18 protein-coding genes are annotated in these 20853 nt (G+C 41.6%); 14 read left to right on the plus strand and 4 right to left on the minus strand.

What is annotated here, in order from left to right:
* The first annotated feature begins 279 nt into the window (after positions 1–279).
* The 4 genes from B0I21_RS02465 to B0I21_RS02480 all read left to right on the plus strand — a co-directional run bounded on the left by B0I21_RS02465 (position 280) and on the right by B0I21_RS02480 (position 4350).
* A complete protein-coding gene (locus B0I21_RS02465) occupies positions 280–909 on the plus strand; it encodes a hypothetical protein (RefSeq protein ID WP_133638756.1) in 630 nt (209 codons plus the stop codon).
* The gene (locus B0I21_RS02470; RefSeq protein ID WP_166637754.1) at positions 899–1231 is read left to right on the plus strand and encodes a DUF1493 family protein; all 333 of its coding nucleotides are present in this window, start codon (positions 899–901) and stop codon (positions 1229–1231) included. Before B0I21_RS02465 ends, B0I21_RS02470 begins: the two co-directional genes overlap by 11 nt.
* 197 nt (positions 1232–1428) lie before the next feature.
* On the plus strand, positions 1429–1899 hold the full coding sequence (locus B0I21_RS02475; RefSeq protein ID WP_208292247.1) for a hypothetical protein: 471 nt from the start codon (positions 1429–1431) through the stop codon (positions 1897–1899).
* Between the two features lie 1803 nt (positions 1900–3702).
* The gene (locus B0I21_RS02480; RefSeq protein ID WP_133638762.1) at positions 3703–4350 is read left to right on the plus strand and encodes a DUF4279 domain-containing protein; all 648 of its coding nucleotides are present in this window, start codon (positions 3703–3705) and stop codon (positions 4348–4350) included.
* Between the two features lie 825 nt (positions 4351–5175).
* Here B0I21_RS02480 and B0I21_RS02485 read toward each other — a convergent pair.
* Positions 5176–5370, minus strand: a complete 195-nt coding sequence (locus B0I21_RS02485) for a cold-shock protein (protein WP_037502086.1) — start codon at positions 5368–5370, stop codon at positions 5176–5178.
* A 181-nt stretch (positions 5371–5551) separates the two neighbouring features.
* Here B0I21_RS02485 and B0I21_RS02490 point away from each other — a divergent pair, with 181 nt between their 5' ends.
* Together B0I21_RS02490 and B0I21_RS02495 are read left to right on the plus strand one after the other, a co-directional pair.
* On the plus strand, positions 5552–6019 hold the full coding sequence (locus tag B0I21_RS02490; protein WP_133638764.1) for a hypothetical protein: 468 nt from the start codon (positions 5552–5554) through the stop codon (positions 6017–6019).
* Positions 6020–6205: 186 nt separating this feature from the next.
* The gene (locus tag B0I21_RS02495; RefSeq protein WP_133638766.1) at positions 6206–7138 is read left to right on the plus strand and encodes a sensor histidine kinase; all 933 of its coding nucleotides are present in this window, start codon (positions 6206–6208) and stop codon (positions 7136–7138) included.
* A 511-nt stretch (positions 7139–7649) separates the two neighbouring features.
* Here the strand turns inward: B0I21_RS02495 and B0I21_RS02500 are convergent.
* The gene (locus B0I21_RS02500; RefSeq protein WP_133638768.1) at positions 7650–8747 is read right to left on the minus strand and encodes a GAF domain-containing protein; all 1098 of its coding nucleotides are present in this window, start codon (positions 8745–8747) and stop codon (positions 7650–7652) included.
* Between the two features lie 62 nt (positions 8748–8809).
* Positions 8810–9199: a response regulator gene (locus B0I21_RS02505; RefSeq protein ID WP_133638770.1), complete on the minus strand. Its 390-nt coding sequence runs from the start codon at positions 9197–9199 to the stop codon at positions 8810–8812.
* A gap of 585 nt (positions 9200–9784) precedes the next feature.
* Here B0I21_RS02505 and B0I21_RS02510 point away from each other — a divergent pair.
* The 8 genes from B0I21_RS02510 (at position 9785) to B0I21_RS02545 (ending at position 20155) form a co-directional block, all read left to right on the plus strand.
* Positions 9785–11287: an ankyrin repeat domain-containing protein gene (locus B0I21_RS02510; RefSeq protein WP_243835923.1), complete on the plus strand. Its 1503-nt coding sequence runs from the start codon at positions 9785–9787 to the stop codon at positions 11285–11287.
* Between the two features lie 4 nt (positions 11288–11291).
* Positions 11292–11777, plus strand: coding sequence for a DUF2271 domain-containing protein (locus tag B0I21_RS02515; protein ID WP_133638773.1), 486 nt, complete (start codon positions 11292–11294; stop codon positions 11775–11777).
* A gap of 23 nt (positions 11778–11800) precedes the next feature.
* Complete coding sequence (locus tag B0I21_RS02520; protein ID WP_133638774.1) at positions 11801–13999, plus strand: PepSY domain-containing protein; 2199 nt, start codon at positions 11801–11803, stop codon at positions 13997–13999.
* A 27-nt stretch (positions 14000–14026) separates the two neighbouring features.
* Positions 14027–14995, plus strand: coding sequence for an FAD:protein FMN transferase (locus tag B0I21_RS02525; protein ID WP_243835924.1), 969 nt, complete (start codon positions 14027–14029; stop codon positions 14993–14995).
* Positions 14996–15253: 258 nt separating this feature from the next.
* The gene (locus tag B0I21_RS02530) at positions 15254–16063 is read left to right on the plus strand and encodes a hypothetical protein (protein ID WP_133638778.1); all 810 of its coding nucleotides are present in this window, start codon (positions 15254–15256) and stop codon (positions 16061–16063) included.
* Positions 16060–16827, plus strand: coding sequence for a methyltransferase domain-containing protein (locus tag B0I21_RS02535; protein WP_133638780.1), 768 nt, complete (start codon positions 16060–16062; stop codon positions 16825–16827). Before B0I21_RS02530 ends, B0I21_RS02535 begins: the two co-directional genes overlap by 4 nt.
* Positions 16828–16837: 10 nt before the next feature.
* Positions 16838–18991, plus strand: coding sequence for a sensor histidine kinase (locus B0I21_RS02540; protein ID WP_133638782.1), 2154 nt, complete (start codon positions 16838–16840; stop codon positions 18989–18991).
* Between the two features lie 78 nt (positions 18992–19069).
* The gene (locus B0I21_RS02545) at positions 19070–20155 is read left to right on the plus strand and encodes a hybrid sensor histidine kinase/response regulator (protein ID WP_133638784.1); all 1086 of its coding nucleotides are present in this window, start codon (positions 19070–19072) and stop codon (positions 20153–20155) included.
* A gap of 55 nt (positions 20156–20210) precedes the next feature.
* Here B0I21_RS02545 and B0I21_RS02550 read toward each other — a convergent pair whose 3' ends face one another.
* Positions 20211–20681: a response regulator gene (locus B0I21_RS02550; protein ID WP_133638786.1), complete on the minus strand. Its 471-nt coding sequence runs from the start codon at positions 20679–20681 to the stop codon at positions 20211–20213.
* Positions 20682–20853: the final 172 nt, after the last annotated feature.

Genomic DNA, 20853 nt, shown 5'->3' on the forward strand with positions numbered 1-20853 from the left:
TTGAAAGTAAAAAGTAAAAAATAAAAAGTAAAAAACAATACGTAATAAAATGTACACACAGTACCATTTCTATATACTAAGTACTCAATACTACAATCTATAAAAGAGGCGACATTTCGGTTAAAGATGTGCAGTACAATCGTAAGTCACCATAGGCAATACAAGCGATTGAGCAGTCTGATCGCTGCATGTCCCGGGTAGGGACATAGCGGTGGGATTTTTAGTTCGGCGATTTCCGGTTTGTTAGGAAGTTTAGGAGCTTACGGTTGGGGAAAAGCCATGAATTTACTTGGCTTGAGCCAATTCTCACAAAGTGCCTACGGTACGATCTTATTCGGAGCGCTATCGGGCGGCATTGGTGCAGAATTAAGCGGTGGAAACTTTTGGCAAGGTGCAATAGTAGGGGGTGTTGTTGCTGGGTTGAATCATGTGATGCACTCCATCAAAAGCCCTTCTAACGCTTTTGAACAAACAGAAAATGTTGGAACCAATTTACAAGACCTTGGTGATCCACCGTATATGTACGACGGTAAGACGTATAAAACGAAAGCCGATTTATATGGCGCAATACTGGTGGATCAAGCTGCTGAACAATTTGGAATTAAAGATATCGTATCTTTAGCGGCAGCTTTGGATTACCGAGGGTTGTTAAGTAAACCTTTTGTTATGGAAGGTGCTTCCAGTAAAACATCTTTTGCTTCTAAATATGGTGCTAAAATTTTGCCGCAAAATATGCCTGTGAGACTTCCCACTCATATAAGTAAAGGAACGTTGAGATACACCAAGGTTTTTGGACGGTTTTTGGGTAGAATGGCAGGGCCTATAGGTTGGGGAATATTAGCCTATGATGTAGGCATGACACTCTATAACACACAAATTATATATAATGGTATTATCGATGGAAAATAGAAATTACAGTATTGTTATAAAATATATATCAAAGGAATTTGGTATTAAAGAAAGTAAATTAGGAGCTTATACGTCCCTTTCCGATTTAGGTTTGGATGGGGATGATGTTCTAGACTTTTTGCTTGAATTTTTTGATTTCTTCGAAATTGAATATGAGGATACAAACTACAAAGCATTTATCCCCCGAGAAGGGGGGGGGATAGGCAAAACTTTGTCAAGTATATTTAATAGAAAAGTGAGGCGATCTGATAATGAGATTTTTATAGAGGATTTGGTGATATCGTTGGATAAAAAGAAGTGGTGTAAAATTTGGATTAGCTAAAGAGTAGACTTCAACCAAATATTTTATTAAGTTTCGGGAGCAGATGACGGATTAACAAATGCTGTTAAACCCTATTTCCAATATCAATCACGTAACAAATTTACATCATGGTAAGGCAAATAGTTATTATACTTTTATGCATCGGTATCTTTTCCTCTTGTGCGCCAACACGAAGATTGAGAGACGGTCAGAAAATAATGGTCAAAAAATATCGTAATATCGATAAATTTGATCCTTCAATTTACGAGGAGATAGACACTAATTATTTTTATCAAAAAGTTGGAACTTGTTACGCCGACCGCAAGGTTAGAAATATTAAAGACTTCAAGAAAAAAGAATCGAGACTGAGGATTAAATTCTACCCGGGCGGTTATTTGCGTTTTTTAGCCTTTTCTGGAATGCCTGAGGGGCCTGATCCAGAAGATAGTGGGGAAAGGGGAGTTATTTATAAAAAAGGTGATAAAATAAAAATTGATACGCAATCTGCTACAGATGTTGGTAGTCTTTACAAACAAACCTTTGAAGTAATAGTGGATGGGGATAAAATTTATCTGGTTGAGAGATTATTTGGAATGTCGTGGGGCTGGTCATCAAATCCACTATGCTTTGTATATGAAAAAGCAGAAAAGGTTCCTGAGGATTGGAAAAAATACAAGCCGGATTGGTAATTGCATTCTAGTAATGTCAAGCAATATGCGTCACCGACTATTCCATCGCTCATCCTTTCCGTCCTTTGCCCGGACAGGGCTTTCCTTTTGTAGGGCAAAAGGAACCAAAACCCCGTCGCTTGAAACCTTTGCAGGGATGGCTTGTGCTCTTGAAAGTAAAAAGTAAAAAATAAAAAGTAAAAAACAATACGTAATAAAATGTACACACAGTACCATTTCTATATACTAAGTACTCAATACTACAATCTATAAAAGAGGCGACATTTCGGTTAAAGATGTGCAGTGCAATTGTAACGTCACCATCGGCAACAAAAGCGATTGAGCAGTCTGATCGCTGCATGTCCCGGGTAGGGACATAGCGGTGGAATTTTTAGTTCGGCTATTTCCGGTTTTTTAGGAAGTTTAGGAGCTTACGGTTGGGGAATATTAGCCTATGATGTAGGCATGACGCTTTATAACACACAAATAACATACAATGGTATTATCGACGGATAATAGAAATTACAATATTGTTATAAAATATATATCAAAGGAATTTGGTATTAAAGAAAGTAAATTAGGAGCTTATACGTCCCTTTCCGATTGAGGTGTGGATGGGGATGATGTTCTAAATTTTTTGCTTGAATTTTTGATTTCTTCGAAATTGAATATGATGATACAAACTACAAACCATTTATCCCGCAGGAAGGGGGATTTTTAGGCAAAACCTTGTTAAGTATATTCGATAGAAAAGTGAGGCGAACTGATTGCGAAATCCTCATAGAAGATTTGGTGACATCGTTGGATAAAAAAAGTGGTGTAAAAATCTGGATTAGTGAAACAGATAGCGTAGTGGGTAATGCGTATGGGTAGCGCAAGAAGTTCCTTGTTCTTATTTATTGAAAGTTGAGAGTTACCTTACATGAATAATGCTTTAACGCGGCATGCGGCAGCATTTGTATAGTTTTCGCAATTATACTTCCTTAACGCGGCATTCGTCAGATGACAACCGAGGTAGTCAACATGTTGGAAAGCAAGTTTCCGTTATTCGAGAGCAGCGTTATCTGCTTTTACGTAGGAGAGACGGTCAATTGATGTGGTTGTTAGGCTACATATTGAATTTTTATCGAAATTAAGTTTCTTTTCGATGTATCATTTCTCTTTACTTTAGTAGGCAGTTTACGGGCTGCGATCTTATGCTTATCAATATTGCTATTCGGTTGAAATTAGGGAAGCAGCGGTTGAATCAATTTATTTATGCTAATACGTATTGTAATCTTGTCTCTTTATATGACGTTAATCTCTTGTACTAGTCGATTAGAGTTTACATATAATGATGCGGTGAGAAATCAGTTAACGTATTTTTTTGAGCCTAATAACGAGTCAATGCGTTTTTATCATGATATAGAAAATTCTGAAATATCAGGCTATTTCACTCCCATTAATAAGCTTAATTATTTTATGAACGCAGATAGTCTTGCAATGAGAGAGAACTGGAAAAAGATTGTTAATGATAGCGATAAGAAGATATACATCCAAGATTTGGGCAATGGCGATTATTCTATCTGTACTTTACATAGTACTGGCAATATGGTTCATTTACGGATTCTTACTCTTTAATTTTAGGCATAGGTTGCACAAGAGTTTCGGACATATTGTAAAACCCTATATAAAGCACTAACCTATGGCAAAACGAACCGTATTCGTGATCTTTCCCCGGCTAATCAGGCTGTCGAAAATGGAGTTTCGGGCTTCCTATTTATGCGAGCGACTGGTCTATGCAAAAATTTAATCTGACATTTGATAAACAAGAAAAACATAAAAATGACTACTGAAGATATTACTAACCTCGTGGAATTTGAGTTAAAAAATCAAGAATTCGGGGTAACCGAACAAATCTTGGAAATTCATTCCCCAGCTTTGTTAGAAAATAAATTGCAAATTGCTAATGTTGCTTTCAAAGGAGATGCTGTTAGCGTGTTTATTCCGATTGAGGGTGAGCATTTCTATCTGGTGTTTTATATAGATACGGAAAAACGTGAAATCACAGGTATTTCAACGGAACCCTACATTTCAGTTTATTTCAAGGCGACATCGAAAGAATTAAGTGCGTCCGAACTAAATGGCTACACAAATCTTGAGTTGTCAGAAAGTTGGAATAAGGGTGACAAAAAGCCATCGGAACGCGCTTTCTACTCCGTTAGCGGTATTATTATTGAACCAAATACAAAACCCAACGATTTTGAGACTAAATTCAAGGAATTAATTTCCGAACTTAAGAAAGATAAGGCAGGCGTTCAACAGCTTGCTAAGTTTGCTGATGGATACATACAGGTGGTAATGGATTTTCATAATGGGAACGGAATACTAGGAGGGCCGAATTTGAATGAGGCGAATATTAGAGATTTAAACGATTTAGGTTTGTCCATAGACTTCGCTTTTTATGCGTCTGGACGCTCTTATAAATCATAGAAAAAGTGGTGAATGCTTTTTCTTTGATCAATGCGTCGAGAAACATAAGTCAAATGGAAGCAACTGCACTTTCCTTTATTAAATGAAATGTCGCATTTGAAGGGGTAATGCGTATTGTGTATTGCGAAAAGTGCAGGTATTCTATAGTTGTCGCTTCTGACCATTATTAAACGCAATGTCGCGTCAGTTTTGTTGCGTCTGTCGTCATTGGCCTTCGCACTATCCAATAAGGATGCAACTAAAATAAGCGACGGGGTTTTGGTTCCTTTTGCCCTACAAAAGGAACGCCCTGTCCTGGCGAAGGACGGAAAGGCTGTGCGATCGACAAACTGTTTAACATGCAAAACTCTACCTTTAGAATATTAATCGAACTGTCGCATTTGAAGGGGTATTGCGTAATGCGTATTGTGTATTGCGAAAAGTGCAGGTATTCTACAGTTATCGCTTCTGACCATTATTAAACGCAATGTCGCATCAGTTTTGTTGCGTCTGTCGTCATTGGCCTTCGCACTATCCAATAACGATGCAACAAAAATAAGCGACGGGGTTTTGGTTCCTTTTGCCCTACAAAAGGAACGCCCTGTCCTGGCTAAGGACGGAAAGGTTGTGCGATGGACAGACTGCTTAACATGTAAAACTTTACCCTTACAAGTCATGTTTTGCTGCGGTATTTGTATAATACAAATTCCTTAACTACAAATGATTCGACCTAAAATTACAGACCTATGCGACAATGCAAAAAAAGCTCCCCGGCACATGCAGCACCGGAGAGCTTTTTTAAGGTGTCTTGCGCAGCAAGACGCCCGAATGTTCAGCTTGCAGGAATTATCTTACAACCCGTACATTTTTTGCGTTGATTCCTTTCTTTCCTTCTTCAGTTTCATATTCAACCGTATCGTTTTCACGAATGTTTCCTAATAAACCTGTAGAATGGACAAAAATGTCTTTGCCACCATTGGAAGGTGTGATAAAACCAAAACCCTTTGTTTCGTTGAAAAATTTAACTTTGCCTTGTTGCATGTTCTTAAAATTAGTAAATAAAGCTTTTTTTATTGACGTAAAATACGTTAAAATGTTCAATCTACAATTTTTATTCCAAATAGTAAAATAAAGTAAACTTTCTTTGGTCGTGTTCCCCCGACTTGCGCTGTCGTCGGTAATTCGTCTAAACAATCTGCTTTACCAACTGTTTCTTAGATGTATGGAATGGAAAGAAAGATTATGGGGCTTTAATGTCCTTTACGGTTTTTATGAAAACCCACAAATATTCAATTTCGAATTTAATGCCGAACGATTGATCGTGCGCAATTTGGCGCTCCGAACCGCCAATAGAGATATGTACAAAGATTACCTATATGATAATTATCCCTTTCATCTGAAAACGGAGCTTAAAAAGTTTGATCGTGTTGCCAAAAATTTATTGAAGCTTACCGTTGCCGATGCGATTCGTTTCTTCAAAAAGAAGAAGGTTAATGTTGTTTGCTCCGATTTAGATTATCGTGAGGAGTCTGCCATTTTCACGGCAATGCGTGTTGAAGAGAGCGAACTCAAATCGTTTATGCACAATGTGGATGGGCGTCTGGTCGAAAACCACGTCGTGCCCGAGCAAGTGATTGACCGCGCGTTTCTATGGATAGACGGCTCGGAGTTGCCCAATTTTGCTGTGTAGAATTTCGGACAGTTCATGATTTTATCAGTCATCTTCTCATAAGTGCTGTTATTTTTGAAATAAAGGTAGCCTTAAAAATACTGCCCCATTGCTTATACCCTTGTTTTACACCTTATTTATTTAGCAAAATTTTTATATTTATTATTTTTTGTCGTAATTTAGTGACTTATTATTGCCGGATTTGCTATGAAAAGTGAGGACATTATTTACACGCTGATTGCCGCTGTGGTCGTCAGCAAGATCATTATTGGCTTCTTAATATTTTATCTGTTAAAGCGCAAGCGTGAGTTGCACTTGGAGCGGGCCAACTTGTCTACCACCAATGGGGAATTGCAAAATCACATAACCGTTATCGAGGAGCAACAAAAGGAATTGTTATCGGCAGAAAATTTCAAACTGAAAATCCTTTCCTTAGCATCGCATGATTTAAGAACCCCTTTTCAGGAGTTGCTCATCCTATTCGAACATGTAGAAATCTTAGGCTTGAGCGAGCGAGAGTTTAAGGAAGTTGTAGCGGATATCAAATACAAAGCCAATGTATCGAAAGGTATGTTGGATAATGTCCTGATTTGGACTGCCGGCCAGTTACGTAAAAGAGAGTATTCCGTAATTCGTTTTTCGCTTCTGGAACAGGTGCGGGCTACCACAGATCTTTTCGGTATACAATTACGGACGAAAGAATTGGTATTGGACTGCCGTGTAGAACCATCGACGACGCTTTTTGGAAACGTAGAGATATTCAATTTCGTGTTGAGGAATTTATTGAGTAATGCCATCAAGTATAGCCATGTCGGTGGTGTAATCGAGGTGGGTGTCACGGAAGAAGATAACCAAATTATCAGTTTCTATGTGCGAGATTTTGGGAAAGGAATGGATGCTGATCAATTAGCCAATTTGCGCGTTGGTGAGGCAGTATATAGTCAAATGGGTACCAAAGACGAAATGGGTGCCGGGCTAGGACTTTCTTTGTGTAGAGACCTTTTAGCGAAAGTCGGTTGGTATCTTTCCGCAGAAAGCGAACTCGGAAAGGGGAGCTGCTTTACGCTGGTACTTAACGCAGAATCAGCTCGTAACGTAACAAATCTTGGTCGTGACCGCTTCCAGTCGAAAGTAAGCTAATATAACCGATCTTTATCGGGTTACCGATTACCAGCGACGCGAAACGCGAAATAAATATATGAGGCCAACTATAGACAATAAGTTAAAAATGAAAATAAACCCAAGCAAATAGATGAATGTCGATGGGTCAAGAAGGTAATAGATAATAAGTAATGCAACAACACCAATAGAAGATAGTATCCCTATTTTAATATATTTTTTTTGTTGTGCCGAGCGATGAGATAAACGTTCCTTCTGCTTCTCTTTTCCTTTTGCTAATATTGCTTCCACTGCTGAAAATTGTCTGTTGTTTCTTAGGTCTTTATCCTGATGTGCATAATTCAAAAACTATGTTATGACAAATGCAGGTACAACAGCTCTCACAAATACTATGCCCAATTATTTAATTTCAAATTTTGTACACTATATAGTTGATATTCGCCTTAGTAGGCGAATCCATTTCGTAAGGTTAGGCATCGAATATATTTCGGTGCATACGCACCTGTTTAGCATTACCTTATTTCTACCGTAATTACTTGTGATTGAAATCAGTGAGATTGACAATATTCTTTATTTTTTCATCCAGTTCTCGCGTCGATAATTTGAGCATTTCAAGTTCCTCAGGTACTTCGTTTCCAAATTTTCCAGATAGGTATTCGACGATGCCCAATATGGAGGATACAGGCCTTCGAAGATCATGCGATTGGTAAAAGGCTACCTGTCTGAGATGCTCGTTTTGCTGGGTCAGCTGCGCCTCCTGCTTCACATTTTTCGTGATGTCCAGGGCATTGCAGGAAACGCCTATTATTTCGTTTTCGGGATCAAGCGCTAACTCGAAATAAACAAGCCAATGCGTATTGGCGACCTCATTCACTACTTGCGTTTGTATAACATGGGATTCGCCATTCAGGGCACGGCTGTAGCTATCAACGAATTTCGCACCGGTATCTTTCTGAATGTATGCTCGAATATCATCGCCTTCTTGGGGTGTCGTCTTAAAATTGTCCCAGACAAGCTTAGCGAAAATGGAGTTAAAGCTTATGATGCGAAATTCTTTATCTAATAATAAATGAATGACCCATTTGCTTTCAAAAAATGATTTGAGCTGTATTTGTGATTTCCGAGCATCTTCCAACTTTTCTTTCAATAACATAATGCTGGCTTGCAGTTCGAAAAGCTGAACGATTTGTTTTGCAAGTATGGACAACATCGATACCTGGGTCTCCGTTAGGGTCAGTGAATGATCATCGAGTACACACAAGCTTCCTACATGATGTTCATCATGCGTTAATAACGGCACACCCGCATAGAAATGTATAGAAGGAATCTCCGTCACAAAAGGATGATTCGAAAATTTGGGGTCTGCGTGAAGATCTGGCACCACAACGGGGTGAATGCTATCTGCCGTGAGGCTAAAAAATAAATCATCCCAGGGCACTTCGCCGCCTGCCACGCTCCAATTGTACCGATAATGGTGCTTCACCGCATCGAGGATAGTGATTGATGCGATTTTAGCGCCACATATTTCGGCAGCGAGCTGTACGAGATCACGCACCTCCTTTTCATTTTCGAACTCAATACTCAGAAAACGATCTAATGCTTGTAGCCGTTTTATCTCTCTTAGTGGCATAGTACTTCTATTATATCCTTCAAGCGCCGCTCAGCAGCGTTCATTATCGGATCGATGGAAGGCTAGTTTCCAAATGCGTCTTTAAAGATGCTGTCGAAAACAGATGGGCTAATCGGTTTCTTCAGGTAATCTTTTACCAACGATTTGGACAAGCTCTGCTCGCGGTCATCCGAAGCAATGGAAGAACTAACCATATACACATGGCTTTCGTTAAAAATAGTCATACGTTCCATATTGTCTACCAGCTCCCATCCATCCATTAAGGGCATATTGATATCAATCAACATTAATTTCGGGACGCGATCGAGCGTCTCTGGCATTTCCTGAAAATGCTTCATCGCATCTGCGCCATTGTTGAAAAAAAGCAACTCAACATCGCTAGAGCAATTCTTTAAATAGGTTCTGCACAAAAACTGGAAAACCGGGTCATCGTCAACAACACTTATCAACATATGTAAATAAAATATTCATTTAGTTAAAATAGTAAAATTATCCCATAATCAAATTAACGGCTCAATAATACGAAAAAGATGATTAAAATGTGCCTTAGTAACAATAATATCAGAAAAATAATGCCATCGAACTAGACCCCTCATAGCGTAACAACCCGTTAAATTTTGTAACGTATTTCAAGCTTAATTGTTTTTAATATCATCGAATGATTAGCCAATAAATTGGATTTTTTAAAAATATGTAAAGAAAAGTTTACATTTATACCTGTATCCGATTCTAAAGATCTGTAATTTAAAGTAATTTGATATTCCTATAAGTATTTCAAAATTGCACTGCGTTTCTAAGCTTACCGCGAACCATCATCTTAGACGTTTTTACGCGCTTGTCGTTATTTTTTTATGTACTATCCTCTGTTATCTGTATCATCATCGCTGTACGATAATAAGCTTTTAAAAACCTTAATGATAAAATCAGAAATATTTGTCAATATTAGGGAATAAAAGCCGGCAAAAATAAACTTAAGTAGGAGATTTTACTATATTTGGGCATAATTTAGATTTAGTTTAAATAGTTACCTTGGTCCTATGATAAAAAGATACATGTTATCTGCGCTGCTACTGAGCGCGCTATTCGGTAAAGCACAACAAACGACATTATTAACTGCAGATTTTTGGAAATCGAAACCTTCGTTGGTTCAGGTGAAGGCCGAGATCGAAAATGGAAGCAGCCCCTCGCAGCCAAATGCGGCATCTTTCGATCCCGTGACGATGGCTATTATGAATAAGGCGTCTAACGACGTTGTAAAATTTTTGATCGAGCAAGAGGGTAATGGTGTTTATAAGAAAACCCATCATAGCCGTAGCTACTTACACTGGGCTGCATCAAGCGGAAACCTAGAGTTGGTTGAGTATTTGATCAGTAAAGGTTCCGACGTGCATTATCAGGATAGTCATGGCGATGCCATAGCAGCATATGCCGCTTCGACTGGAAATAAAAATACCGCAGTCTTTGATGCCTTATTCGCTGCTGGCGTTGATCCAAAACAACGTTATGAGGGCGGAGCCAACCTACTATTACTGGCCGTTCCGGCTGATAAGGATTTATCCGTAACGAAATACTTTTTGAACAAAGGGCTTTCGTTGGAAGCTACCGATGACTATGGCCGTACCGCCGCAGACTATGCCGCCAAGCTAGGTGATATGGAATTGGTACAAAAGCTGATGGATAAGGGCGTGCGTCCGACCGATAACGCACTCTTCTTTGCTGCTCAAGGTTCAAGACAAACCAGCAATGGATTGCCAGTTTACAAGCATTTGATCGAAAATTTAAAATTAGACCCAACCGCAAGCAACAAAGATGGTGCTACAATTCTCCACCTGTTGGTTAGAAGGCCAAATATAGAGCTGATAAACTACCTGATAGCGAAAGGTGTAGACCTTCAAAAAGCCGATAACGAGGGCAACACTATTTTAATGAATGCGGCAGCGGGTCATGATGTCGACTTGGTCAAGTTGCTGCTTTCCAAAGTGGAAAATGTGAATGCGCAAAATGACAAAGGCGAATCGGCACTAACGCGATCCATAGCGAATGGTTCGGCACAGATAGCTTCCGTTTTGCTTGAGCATGGTGCCGACATTCATGTTCTGGATAAAGATGAGAAAAATCTAGCCTACTACTGGTTCAGCTCATTTAGAGATATGAGCCAAAACCCAGGCAATGGGGGAAGAGGCGCTGCTGGTGACGACTTTGAGGAGAAACTTGCCCTTTTTAAGCGCAACAATTTCTCCGTTATTGAAAGCCAGAAAGACGGAAGCTCGCTATTTCACATTGCTGTGGCAAAAGAAAACCTTTCGCTGGTAAAAAAAGCTGCTGAACTAGGCGCTGATGTCAATTCGCAAGATCAGGAAGGCACGACTGCATTGCATAAAGCCGCGCTTATTGCAAAAGACGATACGATACTAAAGTCGTTGATTGCGTTGGGTGCAAAAAAGGATCTTAAAACAGAGTTTGAGGAGACGGCATTTGATCTCGCGCAAGAGAATGAATTTTTAAGTGGTAACAGTATTTCTTTAGACTTTCTAAAATAACGATATGATGAATGTATTGAGAATTGGGGTGTTATTGACGTTTTCTTTACTGTGCTGTAAGGCTGCTGTAGGGCAATCGAGTCGATATAAGTGTATGGTGCAAATGAATAGTTACGAAGGTGAGGCAGCTTATGTAATCATCTCGTTAATAAGTCCGAATGGTGCTTACGAAAAAACACTGTCTGTCCTCGGAACGGATAAACAATGGTACAATACGTTGAAGGAATGGTATAAATTCCAAACAAAATCCAAGGAAAAGCTAAGTGCCGTAACGGGTGCTTCCGTAGGCGGGGGAGATCGCGCGGTGCGTACCCTCGTGATTGATGATGCCAAATTGAATAAAGGCTATACCTTGCGTTTTGAGTCAGCCGTGGAAGAACAGAAGTACCATGTGAAAGATGTAGAAATTCCACTAACCACCGAAGCCGTTACCGCTCGCGCGACAGGGAAGGGGTATATCCGTTTTGTGAAGCTGAATAAGACACCTTAATTGGGTGCCGGAGTAAAATAACAATGACCTTATCCATCTGGCGATATGCTCATTTAGCACTGGCTATCTTATCATCGCTTTTTTTATTTATTCTTGCTATTACAGGCGCCATTTTGGCGCTTGATGCTGTTGTCGAAAAATCGGCAGCTCACCGGGCGCCGAATTTTGACGCGTTAACCCTCGCGGATGTTATACCGGTCATGCGCCAGCAGTATACCGAAATAGTCGAGTTGTCCGTTGACCATAACGGATCGGTTCAGATTGATGCGTTCGATGCAGCGGGCAATGCCGTTAAAGCTTACGTCGATCCCAATACGGGACAACGGCTTGGCGACGTGACGCTAAAGCATGATTTTATGCTAGGCGTTACCGCATTGCATCGCTCTCTATTTTTACATGAAACCGGGCGAATACTTGTCGGGATCGCCTCTTTCCTGCTTTTTTTGATTACCACAAGTGGGTTTGCGCTGATCGTGAAACGACAACAGGGAATCCGTCATTTTTTCACAAAAATCAATCGGGATTTCCTAGCCCAATACCTGCACGTCGTCGTAGGACGATGGAGCTTGCTGCCTATCTTGCTGATCTCGCTCACGGGTACATACCTCTTTTTGGCCCGGATGGATGTGTTTAAAAAGCCCTCGTTAACCGTGACGTACGAGACGAGCAATGCCGATCAAGCGCAGAAGGCGATAGCAGATTTCGACATATTCAAAACCACGAAACTTGCCCAGACAGAGAAAATTGAATTCCCTTTTGTGGAGGATGATCCCGAGGAGTTTTTCTTGCTATCCACAAAGAAAGGTAACTTCACGATTAATCAAATAACGGGAGACGTCGTTGCGCAGGCGAAGTATTCTTCGGGCGTTCTGTTGGAGAAACTGAGTTTGGAGCTGCATACCGGCAGAAGCCATATGCTCTTGGCCATAGTACTTGGCATTGCCTCGCTAAATATCGTATTGTTTATCTATTCGGGCTTTGCCATTACCTATAGACGGACGCGCAATAGCATCAAAAATCGATATAAGGCAGAGGAAGCGTCGATTATACTCTTTGTGGGATCCGAAAATGGAAGTACACTATTTTTTGCGAACCAAGTGCATGGTCAGCTCCTTCAAGCGGGCAAACGATCCATGATTGTGGAGATGAATGCTTACGGTAGGTATCCAAAGGCGACGCATTTTATCTTTTTTACATCAACTTTTGGTTTAGGTGATGCACCAACGAATGCAAACAAGTTTTTAACACGCTTGTCGTCGTTCGAGCAACAACAAGAGGTCTCTTTTTCTGTTGTAGGTTTTGGATCGCGATCGTACTCCAATTACTGCGGATACGCGATTGACGTCGATAGTATGCTGGAACAGCAGTCTTGGGCTAAGCGTTTTCTACCGCTCGCTACGGTCAACGATCGGTCGGCGGAAGAATTTGTTGGCTGGGCGACCCAATGGTCGGAAAAAGCTGCGATAGCGCTGCATACAACGCCTGCGGTCTACCAGTCGCAGGTAACAGGCTTACGGAAAATGAAGGTGGTCGAAAAGACCGCCGTTACAGCCGATAATCAAACGTTCAAGATCGTGCTAAAGCCCATTGCAAAAGCCCACTTTTCATCGGGCGATCTTTTGGGAATTTTTCCAACAGCAACGCAAGATGAACGATTTTATTCCATTGGAGCGTACAAAGGCATGGTGCACCTGCTCGTTAAACTGCACGCGCAAGGGTTGGGGTCTAATTTTCTGTACGGACTAGCACTGGGCGAGGTTATTCCGGCGCGAATCCTCAGCAATGCACACTTCCATTTTCCGCAACATGCGCCCCGTGTGTTGATGATAGCTAATGGCACGGGCATAGCCCCGTTTCTAGGTATGATCATGAGCAACAAACGGGCTGTGGAAAGCCATTTGTATGTAGGCTTCAGGCAACATAATGCCATGGCAGCATATTACGAAGGATTTGCGGATACGGCCATTGGCCAAGGAAAGCTAACAAGCTACGCTGTAGCATTTTCCAGAGAAAAGGAATCGCAGTATGTAATGGATCTCATCAATCGCGACGCACCTTTCGTTATGGATCTGTTGGAAAGCGGAGGTGTCATTATGATTTGTGGATCGCTAGCGATGCAACAAGATGTGGAAATGCTGTTGGAAACGCTCCTGCTTATCCATAGACAGCCTGCTTTAGCGAACTATAAACAACGAGGACAGCTATTAGCAGATTGCTATTAAGGCGTAATGTACAACGTAAATATCTTGATGAAAGCCATAGTTCATATGCTCAGCGCCGTCTTTTTGGTCGGCTGCCTGTCCATGTCGGTTCGCGCGCAGGTGACCGTGACTCGCACAGCAACACTCATGGGTTCCAGGTTTGAGTTTACCGTGATAGAAAAGGATAGTATGCTTGCCCAGGAAAGAATAGCGGAAGCTATGGCGGAGGTGAGCAGAATCGAAAACCTAATTTCTGAATGGCAACCCCACACGCAAATTTCAGAAGTAAATCGGCATGCGGGCATTCGTGCCGTTCAGGTAGATCGGGAAGTTTTTGATCTAACAGCTAGAGCAATCCAGTTTTCGAAATTGACACATGGTGCGTTTGATATCAGTATCGCGGCTATGGACCACATCTGGCGATTTGATGATACGATGGAAGCGTTGCCCACAGCAGAAGCCATCAAGAAATCCGTAGAAAAGGTGGGGTTCCAAGACATTATTTTAGACAGCGTGGCCTGCACCATTTTTTTGTCAAAGCTGGGGATGAAAATAGGGTTTGGCTCGATTGGGAAAGGCTATGCTGCAGACAAGTGTCGAACGTTGATGAAGATGAAAGGCGTGGTGGGAGGCATCATCAACGCGTCGGGCGACATTGCGACCTGGGGAAATCAGCAGCATGGAGAGGCTTGGCTAATTGGCCTGAGAAATCCTTTTAAGCAGCACAAAATGGTTAAGCGGCTTAAGATGCGTGAGCGTGCTGTCGCTACGTCCGGAACATATGAGAAGTATGTGGAGTTTGAGGGGAAAAGGTATGCGCACATCATCAATCCGAAAACAGGCTACCCGAGCACAGGGCTGGTCAGTGTCACGATCTATGGTCCATCGGCCGAGTTTGCCAATGGATTAAGCACCTCGATTATGGTCATGGGCGTAAAAGCTGGAAAGAAAGTTCTTCGAAAGTTTCCGCATTACAAAGGGATTTTCATCACCGACGACGGCAAGGTTTTGCGATAATAACACAGGTGAAAATCACGCGTTAGGGCAGCTTCCTTTCGTTATGTTTTAATGCTTGATGAGGGGCGCTATCAGGCAAAAAATATGACTTGTTCCACTCAAAACCGATTGAAAATCTCTCCTGCAAACAGGTCAACGAAGCATTTTCAACGCTGTCAAAAAAATAGGGCAACGCGCATTTTATACGGGTTGAGATGGAGTGAGTTTAGTATTTAATGTTTAGCTTTGCTTTTCATTGGAACACTAATAACCTTTTTTGTGGCACTGATATTTAAAGATGGCCGTCCGGTAGTGAGGTTGCGTGCGTTTCGCGCAATTGATGATCCAGAAACCTGCGAGCGTTTTATAGAAGGGCACGCGCGGGTTTTAACCGCTATAGGCGTGCAAAAAGTTACCTCGTCAAAGAACGACTGGATGTATAATCCAGCTGCGTTTGTATTGATCGTTGAATCATTAGATGGAGAAAATGTATTCGGCGGGGTTCGAATACATGTTTCAGGAGGCAGTGAACCCCTGCCCATCGAACAAGCAACCGGCAATATGGATGCCGACATCTATGAGCTCGTGTACAGACATGCTTTACAGGGCACGGGCGAGGGATGCGGCTTGTGGAATTCACGCGAAATAGCAGGATACGGAATTGGCAGTATTTTTCTAACAAGAGCTGGCGCAGCTATTGCCACTCAAATTGGCATTACTTCTTTGTTTGCCCTCTGTGCACCCTACACGGTCAAATTGGCCGAAAGCGTGGGCTATCGAATCGATACCAGCGTAGGAAATAACGGTACGTTTTATTATCCGAAACTGGATCTTATTGCAACCGTTATGATTATGCACAATCTGGATACACTAAGCGAGGCCGATCAGGAAAATAAAGATGCTATTTCATCCTTGCGAAGTAATTCTAACGTGGTGCGCATTGAAACGTTGCGAAATAAGGAAATTGAAATCCATTATCAAATCGATATTCCAAATCTTGATCAATGGAATTTGAACCAAGTTATTGAAAACTTAAAACTTATTCCCAAAGACTTCGAGGCAGATGATACCAACCTCAATATATTATGACGGATACAAAACACTATGGCGCCGCTTACCTAAGCGATACGGGCAATTTCTTAAAGCATATCAAGACACAGTCTTACCAACCTTTTGCAGCCGTCCAGGCGGGCGTCGTTCTTGATCTGGGTTGTGGTACCGGGATGGATGCGATCAACCTTGCCGATATGTTGAAAGGCCGTGCCGAGGTGGTCGGTGTGGATCACGATGCCGCCCTGATCGAAAAGGCGATGGCCGATGCCGCTGATCGGAAAAATATTCGTTTTGTAAAAGGCGAAACACAGCAGTTAGCCGAGCAAGACCATTCCGCTGCGGGTGTGCGCATGGAGCGCGTTGTGCAGCATCTTATCGAACCCGACCGTACATTTGCGGAAGTATATCGGGTTTTGCAAGCGGACGCTCCATTCGTCGTTGTAGAAACGATCTGGAACAGCTTGAACCTCTATGCTGGCCTGGTAGAAACCGAACAGAAAATTCGAAATTATCTAGTCGATACCAAAGTAAACAATGGGTTTGCAGGCAATAAACTCACCACAGATCTTGCTCGGCATGCGTTCAAAAATATAAGTATCGATACCTATTGCATGGTCGTTCGTTCCTTGGAAGAGGCAAATCGCTATTTATTTTTGGAACGGATTTTTTCCGAAATGCAGGAAAACGACGCGCTGACCGCACACGAAGTAGCTGAATTTTCCAAAGGGTTGCAGGCTGCCGATCGGGGAGGCTACTTCCTAACGTCCATGAACATTGTCATCGCGAAAGCGACGAAATAATCGCGGTAGGATGAAATTACGTAGTTGGATACTTTTTTTACTGGTATGTCTTGCGACGTCCTGCTCGACGAGCTCTTCCCTGCGGTTTGATGGCGTGCACGATGATCCCTTTATAACAAAGGAAATCGCCTTATACACCGGTAGCAGTAAGACCTTTCCTGAAATTCTTAACGATAATACATTTAAAAATTTCGAAAATGAGGTGCCAAATCTAGGCATATCCAATACCGATAAGTGGTTAAGGTTAACGGTCAATAATTCCGGCGAACGGGAACGATTTCTGCTTGAAATTGCGTATCCGCTATTGGATGAGGTCGAACTCTACTCGCCGGTAGGAAATGGCAAATACGCGCCAACAAAGCTTGGCGAACACGCCGTGTTTTCAGAAAGAAAGTATAAAATGCCGAGTTATCTGTTTGACCTCACTATTCCGAAAAATGAACAGCGAGTTTTTTATGTAAAGGTTCGAAGCACCGAACAAATTATACTTCCTATCTACATCAGAAGCCGGCTTTCCCAGGTTTTTCATGCCAATAAGGACAATTTGGTTAGCGGGGTTTACATCGGCATCGTGTTTATCATGGCCATCTATAACCTGTTTCTTTTCTTCTCCGTACGCGACCGTGGTTACCTCTATTATGTTGTTTATGTGGTTTGCGCAGGCATCACGCAAATGGCAATCAAGGGCTACAGCTTTCAGTATCTTTGGCCATCTTGGCCCGATTTTGCATCCGTAGGTCCCGTACTGTTCGGCTGCTTATCCGGATTAAGTGCCCTCTTATTTGCAGATTCCTTTCTGCAACTGCAACGCAATGCCCGTCGAGCCCGTCGAGTGTTCCGGGTGTTTATTGTGCTGTTTATCTCCAGTGCGCTCATGGCTATCATCGGGCTGAAGCAAACGGCTTTTTTAGCGATGCAAGTTACGACGGGCCTTGCTTCAATTTTCGTGCTGTATGTCTCTTACCGTGTCATGATACGTGGTTACCGGCCCGCAAAATATTTCGTTTTTGGCTGGACAGCGCTTCTTACCGGCTCGGTCATCTTTTTATTAAAAGACTACGGCATTTTAAATTACAACGATTTCACCAGTAATGCCGTACAAATTGCATCCGTGATCGAAATGGCTTTGCTTTCTTTCGGTTTGGCTTATAGCATCAATATGTTAAAGCAGGAAAAGGAGATGTCGCAAGCGCGGGAGCTGGCTATCTCTTTGGAAAACGAACGATTGATTCGCGAGCAAAATGCGTTTTTGGAATCGAAAGTGGAAGAGCGAACCGTGGAATTAAGAAGTTCAAATGAATCCTTACGCGATACGTTGCAGCATTTGAAAGAGACTCAATCGCAACTTGTTGAGGCCGAAAAGATGGCCTCGCTGGGACAACTCACGGCAGGTGTAGCCCACGAAATCAATAACCCGATCAACTTCGTCACCTCCAACGTCGCTCCATTAAAGCGCGATATCAAAATGATTTGGGAAACCTTGGATTTTGTGGAAGAGACGGCATTTCAAGACGGTTTATCTTTGGAAGAACGAAAAAAACGCGTACAGTCTTTCAAAGATGAAATGGACATTGATTATTTGAAGACCGAAGTAGAGTTTTTGTTAAAAGGTATGCATGACGGTGCGCACCGGACAGCGGAAATTGTGAAAAGCTTACGGATTTTTTCGCGGGTCGATGAAGATACGGTCAAGTTTGCTGATCTTAATGAAGGGCTGGAATCTACCATGGTCATTTTAAGCAGCTTGATGCGCGAAGGAATTGAGGTCGACAAAAAATATGGCGATTTACCCAAAGTAGAATGTCACGCCGGTAAGCTAAATCAAGTTTTTTTGAATATTTTAACAAATGCCGTCTACGCCATCAATAAAAAGTTTGATAGCAACCCCGGCGGTAAGCTGCAAATCGAAACAGGTATTCATGAAGATAGCCGTTACATTTTCATCCATATTGTGGATAATGGTATCGGAATACCCAATGACATTCGCGAGAAAATTTTCGAACCATTTTTTACAACAAAAGACGTGGGAGAAGGCACCGGATTAGGTATGTCAATCGCTTACAATACAATAGCCAAGCACCATGGCAGGATTCTTGTCGATTCAGAAGTAGGGCGAGGAACCACCTTTACTTTACTGCTTCCTATTGAGCAGAATAATTTATAAAAGGACTCCTAAAACCCCACAAATATGATTAACTTCGTTTACACGCTCACCACGTAAACATTTTAGCGTTGTTGGATTATGCAAAAAAAGATACAGGTATTATATATTGATGATGAAATAAATAATTTGGTTGGTTTTAAAGCCAATTTTAGATATCAATATGATATTTACATTGCATCTAGCACGCGGGAAGCAGAAACTATTTTAGCGGAAAATCCAGAAATCCGAATCATCTTTTGCGACCAACGTATGCCAGACGAGCTCGGCGTGAGCTTTTTACAGCGCATCAAGCGGGATTATCCCAGGCCAATACGCATTTTGTTGACAGCTTATGCAGATATGGAAACGGTGGTTGATGCTGTTAACAAAGGGCATATATTTCGGTTTGTACGCAAACCTTGGATGGAGGAAGAAATCATCTCCTCTATTGAAGAAGCTGATCGATTTTATGTGACGAGTTCACTGTTGGATATACAAAACGAGCAGTTGCAGAAAGCTTACGATGAGCTGGACAAATTTGCCTATAGCGTGAGCCATGATCTTCGCGATCCCTTGTCCGGTGTACTATCTGCTGTCAAATTAGCACTGCAGTTTGATCAGGTAGAGCATATCCACGAATTGCTGGGCTTAATGGTCAATTCATTGACCAAGCTTGATGCGTATATCGATAGTCTGCGCGATTACTATTTGCTGCGTAGAGGAGGCCTTACGCTGTCGGATATTAATTTCACGCAACTGTTTGAAGACATTGGTGAGTTTTATAAAGTATCAACCCGGAGCCATGCCGTGATCTTTAATACACGGGTAGAGCAGAATAGTATTTTTCGAAGTGATAAAGTCGTGCTGGAATTAATTCTGCATAATCTGCTCTCCAATGCGTTTAAGTACCAACGACAAGATTTTGCAGGCAAGGAGATTGAACTTGCCGTTAAGGTAGCGAATAGTGAGGCCGTTATCACGGTTCGCGATACAGGCATAGGCATTCCAGAAGAGCACTTGGATGATATATTCACCTTATTTTTCAGAGCGAGCGATCAAGCTCAGGGAATGGGTTTCGGTTTGTATAATGTGCAAAGCGCCTTATTGAAATTGAAAGGCAGTATTGAAGTAGAATCGAAGCTAGGTTTAGGCACGACGTTCAAGGTAATTATTCCGTCCAAGTAAAACCTATTTCCATTTAAAAACGGGTTTATTTGTATATTTTGCCCGTAAACCGGCCTTAAGAAAGTAGTTTTTGACGCAATAAAAATTCGAGTTGCTCATTGGAAACTTCCAGTTTGGAATACGTTTCTAAAATTTGCTTGCGTTCTGCATACAGTTCATACGCACGCTGAATGGTTTGATCCAATTCCTCTTCACTCCATGGTTTATTTAAGTAATGGAATATTTTGCCCTTGTTGACAGCATCTACAACGGCAGCCATATCGGTATATCCTGTAAGCAAGATGCGCATCGGATCGGGATCAATTTTTATGATTTCCTCCAAAAATTCGACACCGGTCATTTCAGGCATACGTTGATCCGTGATGATCACATCAATCGGGTTATTTCGAACGATTTCTATCGCTTTGGCGCCACTAATCGCCGTGAAAACATCATACTTAAGACGGAAAGTCGCCTTAAATGAAATTAAGTTATTCTCCTCATCATCAACGTAGAGAACCTTCACTTTCTTGCTTTTGTCTTCCATAGGATTTCTTCTTTTGTTAAAGTTAGGCAAAAGTAAGGTAATCTTTCCACATAAAAATCAAAAAAAAGGGCATAACAACCGATAGAAACGGTTTCACAGTCTTTATTTTACATCTTCGTATCACGTATAGCAAAACATAGGGTATAGCAGATAGTAAGAGTGGCTCTTATAA

It is taken from the genome of Sphingobacterium paludis (assembly GCF_004364125.1).
Taxonomy (GTDB): domain Bacteria; phylum Bacteroidota; class Bacteroidia; order Sphingobacteriales; family Sphingobacteriaceae; genus Sphingobacterium; species Sphingobacterium paludis.

Coding starts and splice junctions, on each gene's coding strand:
- B0I21_RS02465 (WP_133638756.1), top strand. CDS start 280: ATGAATTTACTTGGCTTGAGCCAATTCTCACAAAGTGCCTACGGTACG.
- B0I21_RS02470 (WP_166637754.1), top strand. CDS start 899: ATGGAAAATAGAAATTACAGTATTGTTATAAAATATATATCAAAGGAA.
- B0I21_RS02475 (WP_208292247.1), top strand. CDS start 1,429: ATGGTCAAAAAATATCGTAATATCGATAAATTTGATCCTTCAATTTAC.
- B0I21_RS02480 (WP_133638762.1), top strand. CDS start 3,703: ATGACTACTGAAGATATTACTAACCTCGTGGAATTTGAGTTAAAAAAT.
- B0I21_RS02485 (WP_037502086.1), bottom strand. CDS start 5,370: ATGCAACAAGGCAAAGTTAAATTTTTCAACGAAACAAAGGGTTTTGGT.
- B0I21_RS02490 (WP_133638764.1), top strand. CDS start 5,552: ATGGAATGGAAAGAAAGATTATGGGGCTTTAATGTCCTTTACGGTTTT.
- B0I21_RS02495 (WP_133638766.1), top strand. CDS start 6,206: ATGAAAAGTGAGGACATTATTTACACGCTGATTGCCGCTGTGGTCGTC.
- B0I21_RS02500 (WP_133638768.1), bottom strand. CDS start 8,747: ATGCCACTAAGAGAGATAAAACGGCTACAAGCATTAGATCGTTTTCTG.
- B0I21_RS02505 (WP_133638770.1), bottom strand. CDS start 9,199: ATGTTGATAAGTGTTGTTGACGATGACCCGGTTTTCCAGTTTTTGTGC.
- B0I21_RS02510 (WP_243835923.1), top strand. CDS start 9,785: ATGATAAAAAGATACATGTTATCTGCGCTGCTACTGAGCGCGCTATTC.
- B0I21_RS02515 (WP_133638773.1), top strand. CDS start 11,292: ATGATGAATGTATTGAGAATTGGGGTGTTATTGACGTTTTCTTTACTG.
- B0I21_RS02520 (WP_133638774.1), top strand. CDS start 11,801: ATGACCTTATCCATCTGGCGATATGCTCATTTAGCACTGGCTATCTTA.
- B0I21_RS02525 (WP_243835924.1), top strand. CDS start 14,027: ATGAAAGCCATAGTTCATATGCTCAGCGCCGTCTTTTTGGTCGGCTGC.
- B0I21_RS02535 (WP_133638780.1), top strand. CDS start 16,060: ATGACGGATACAAAACACTATGGCGCCGCTTACCTAAGCGATACGGGC.
- B0I21_RS02540 (WP_133638782.1), top strand. CDS start 16,838: ATGAAATTACGTAGTTGGATACTTTTTTTACTGGTATGTCTTGCGACG.
- B0I21_RS02545 (WP_133638784.1), top strand. CDS start 19,070: ATGCAAAAAAAGATACAGGTATTATATATTGATGATGAAATAAATAAT.
- B0I21_RS02550 (WP_133638786.1), bottom strand. CDS start 20,681: ATGGAAGACAAAAGCAAGAAAGTGAAGGTTCTCTACGTTGATGATGAG.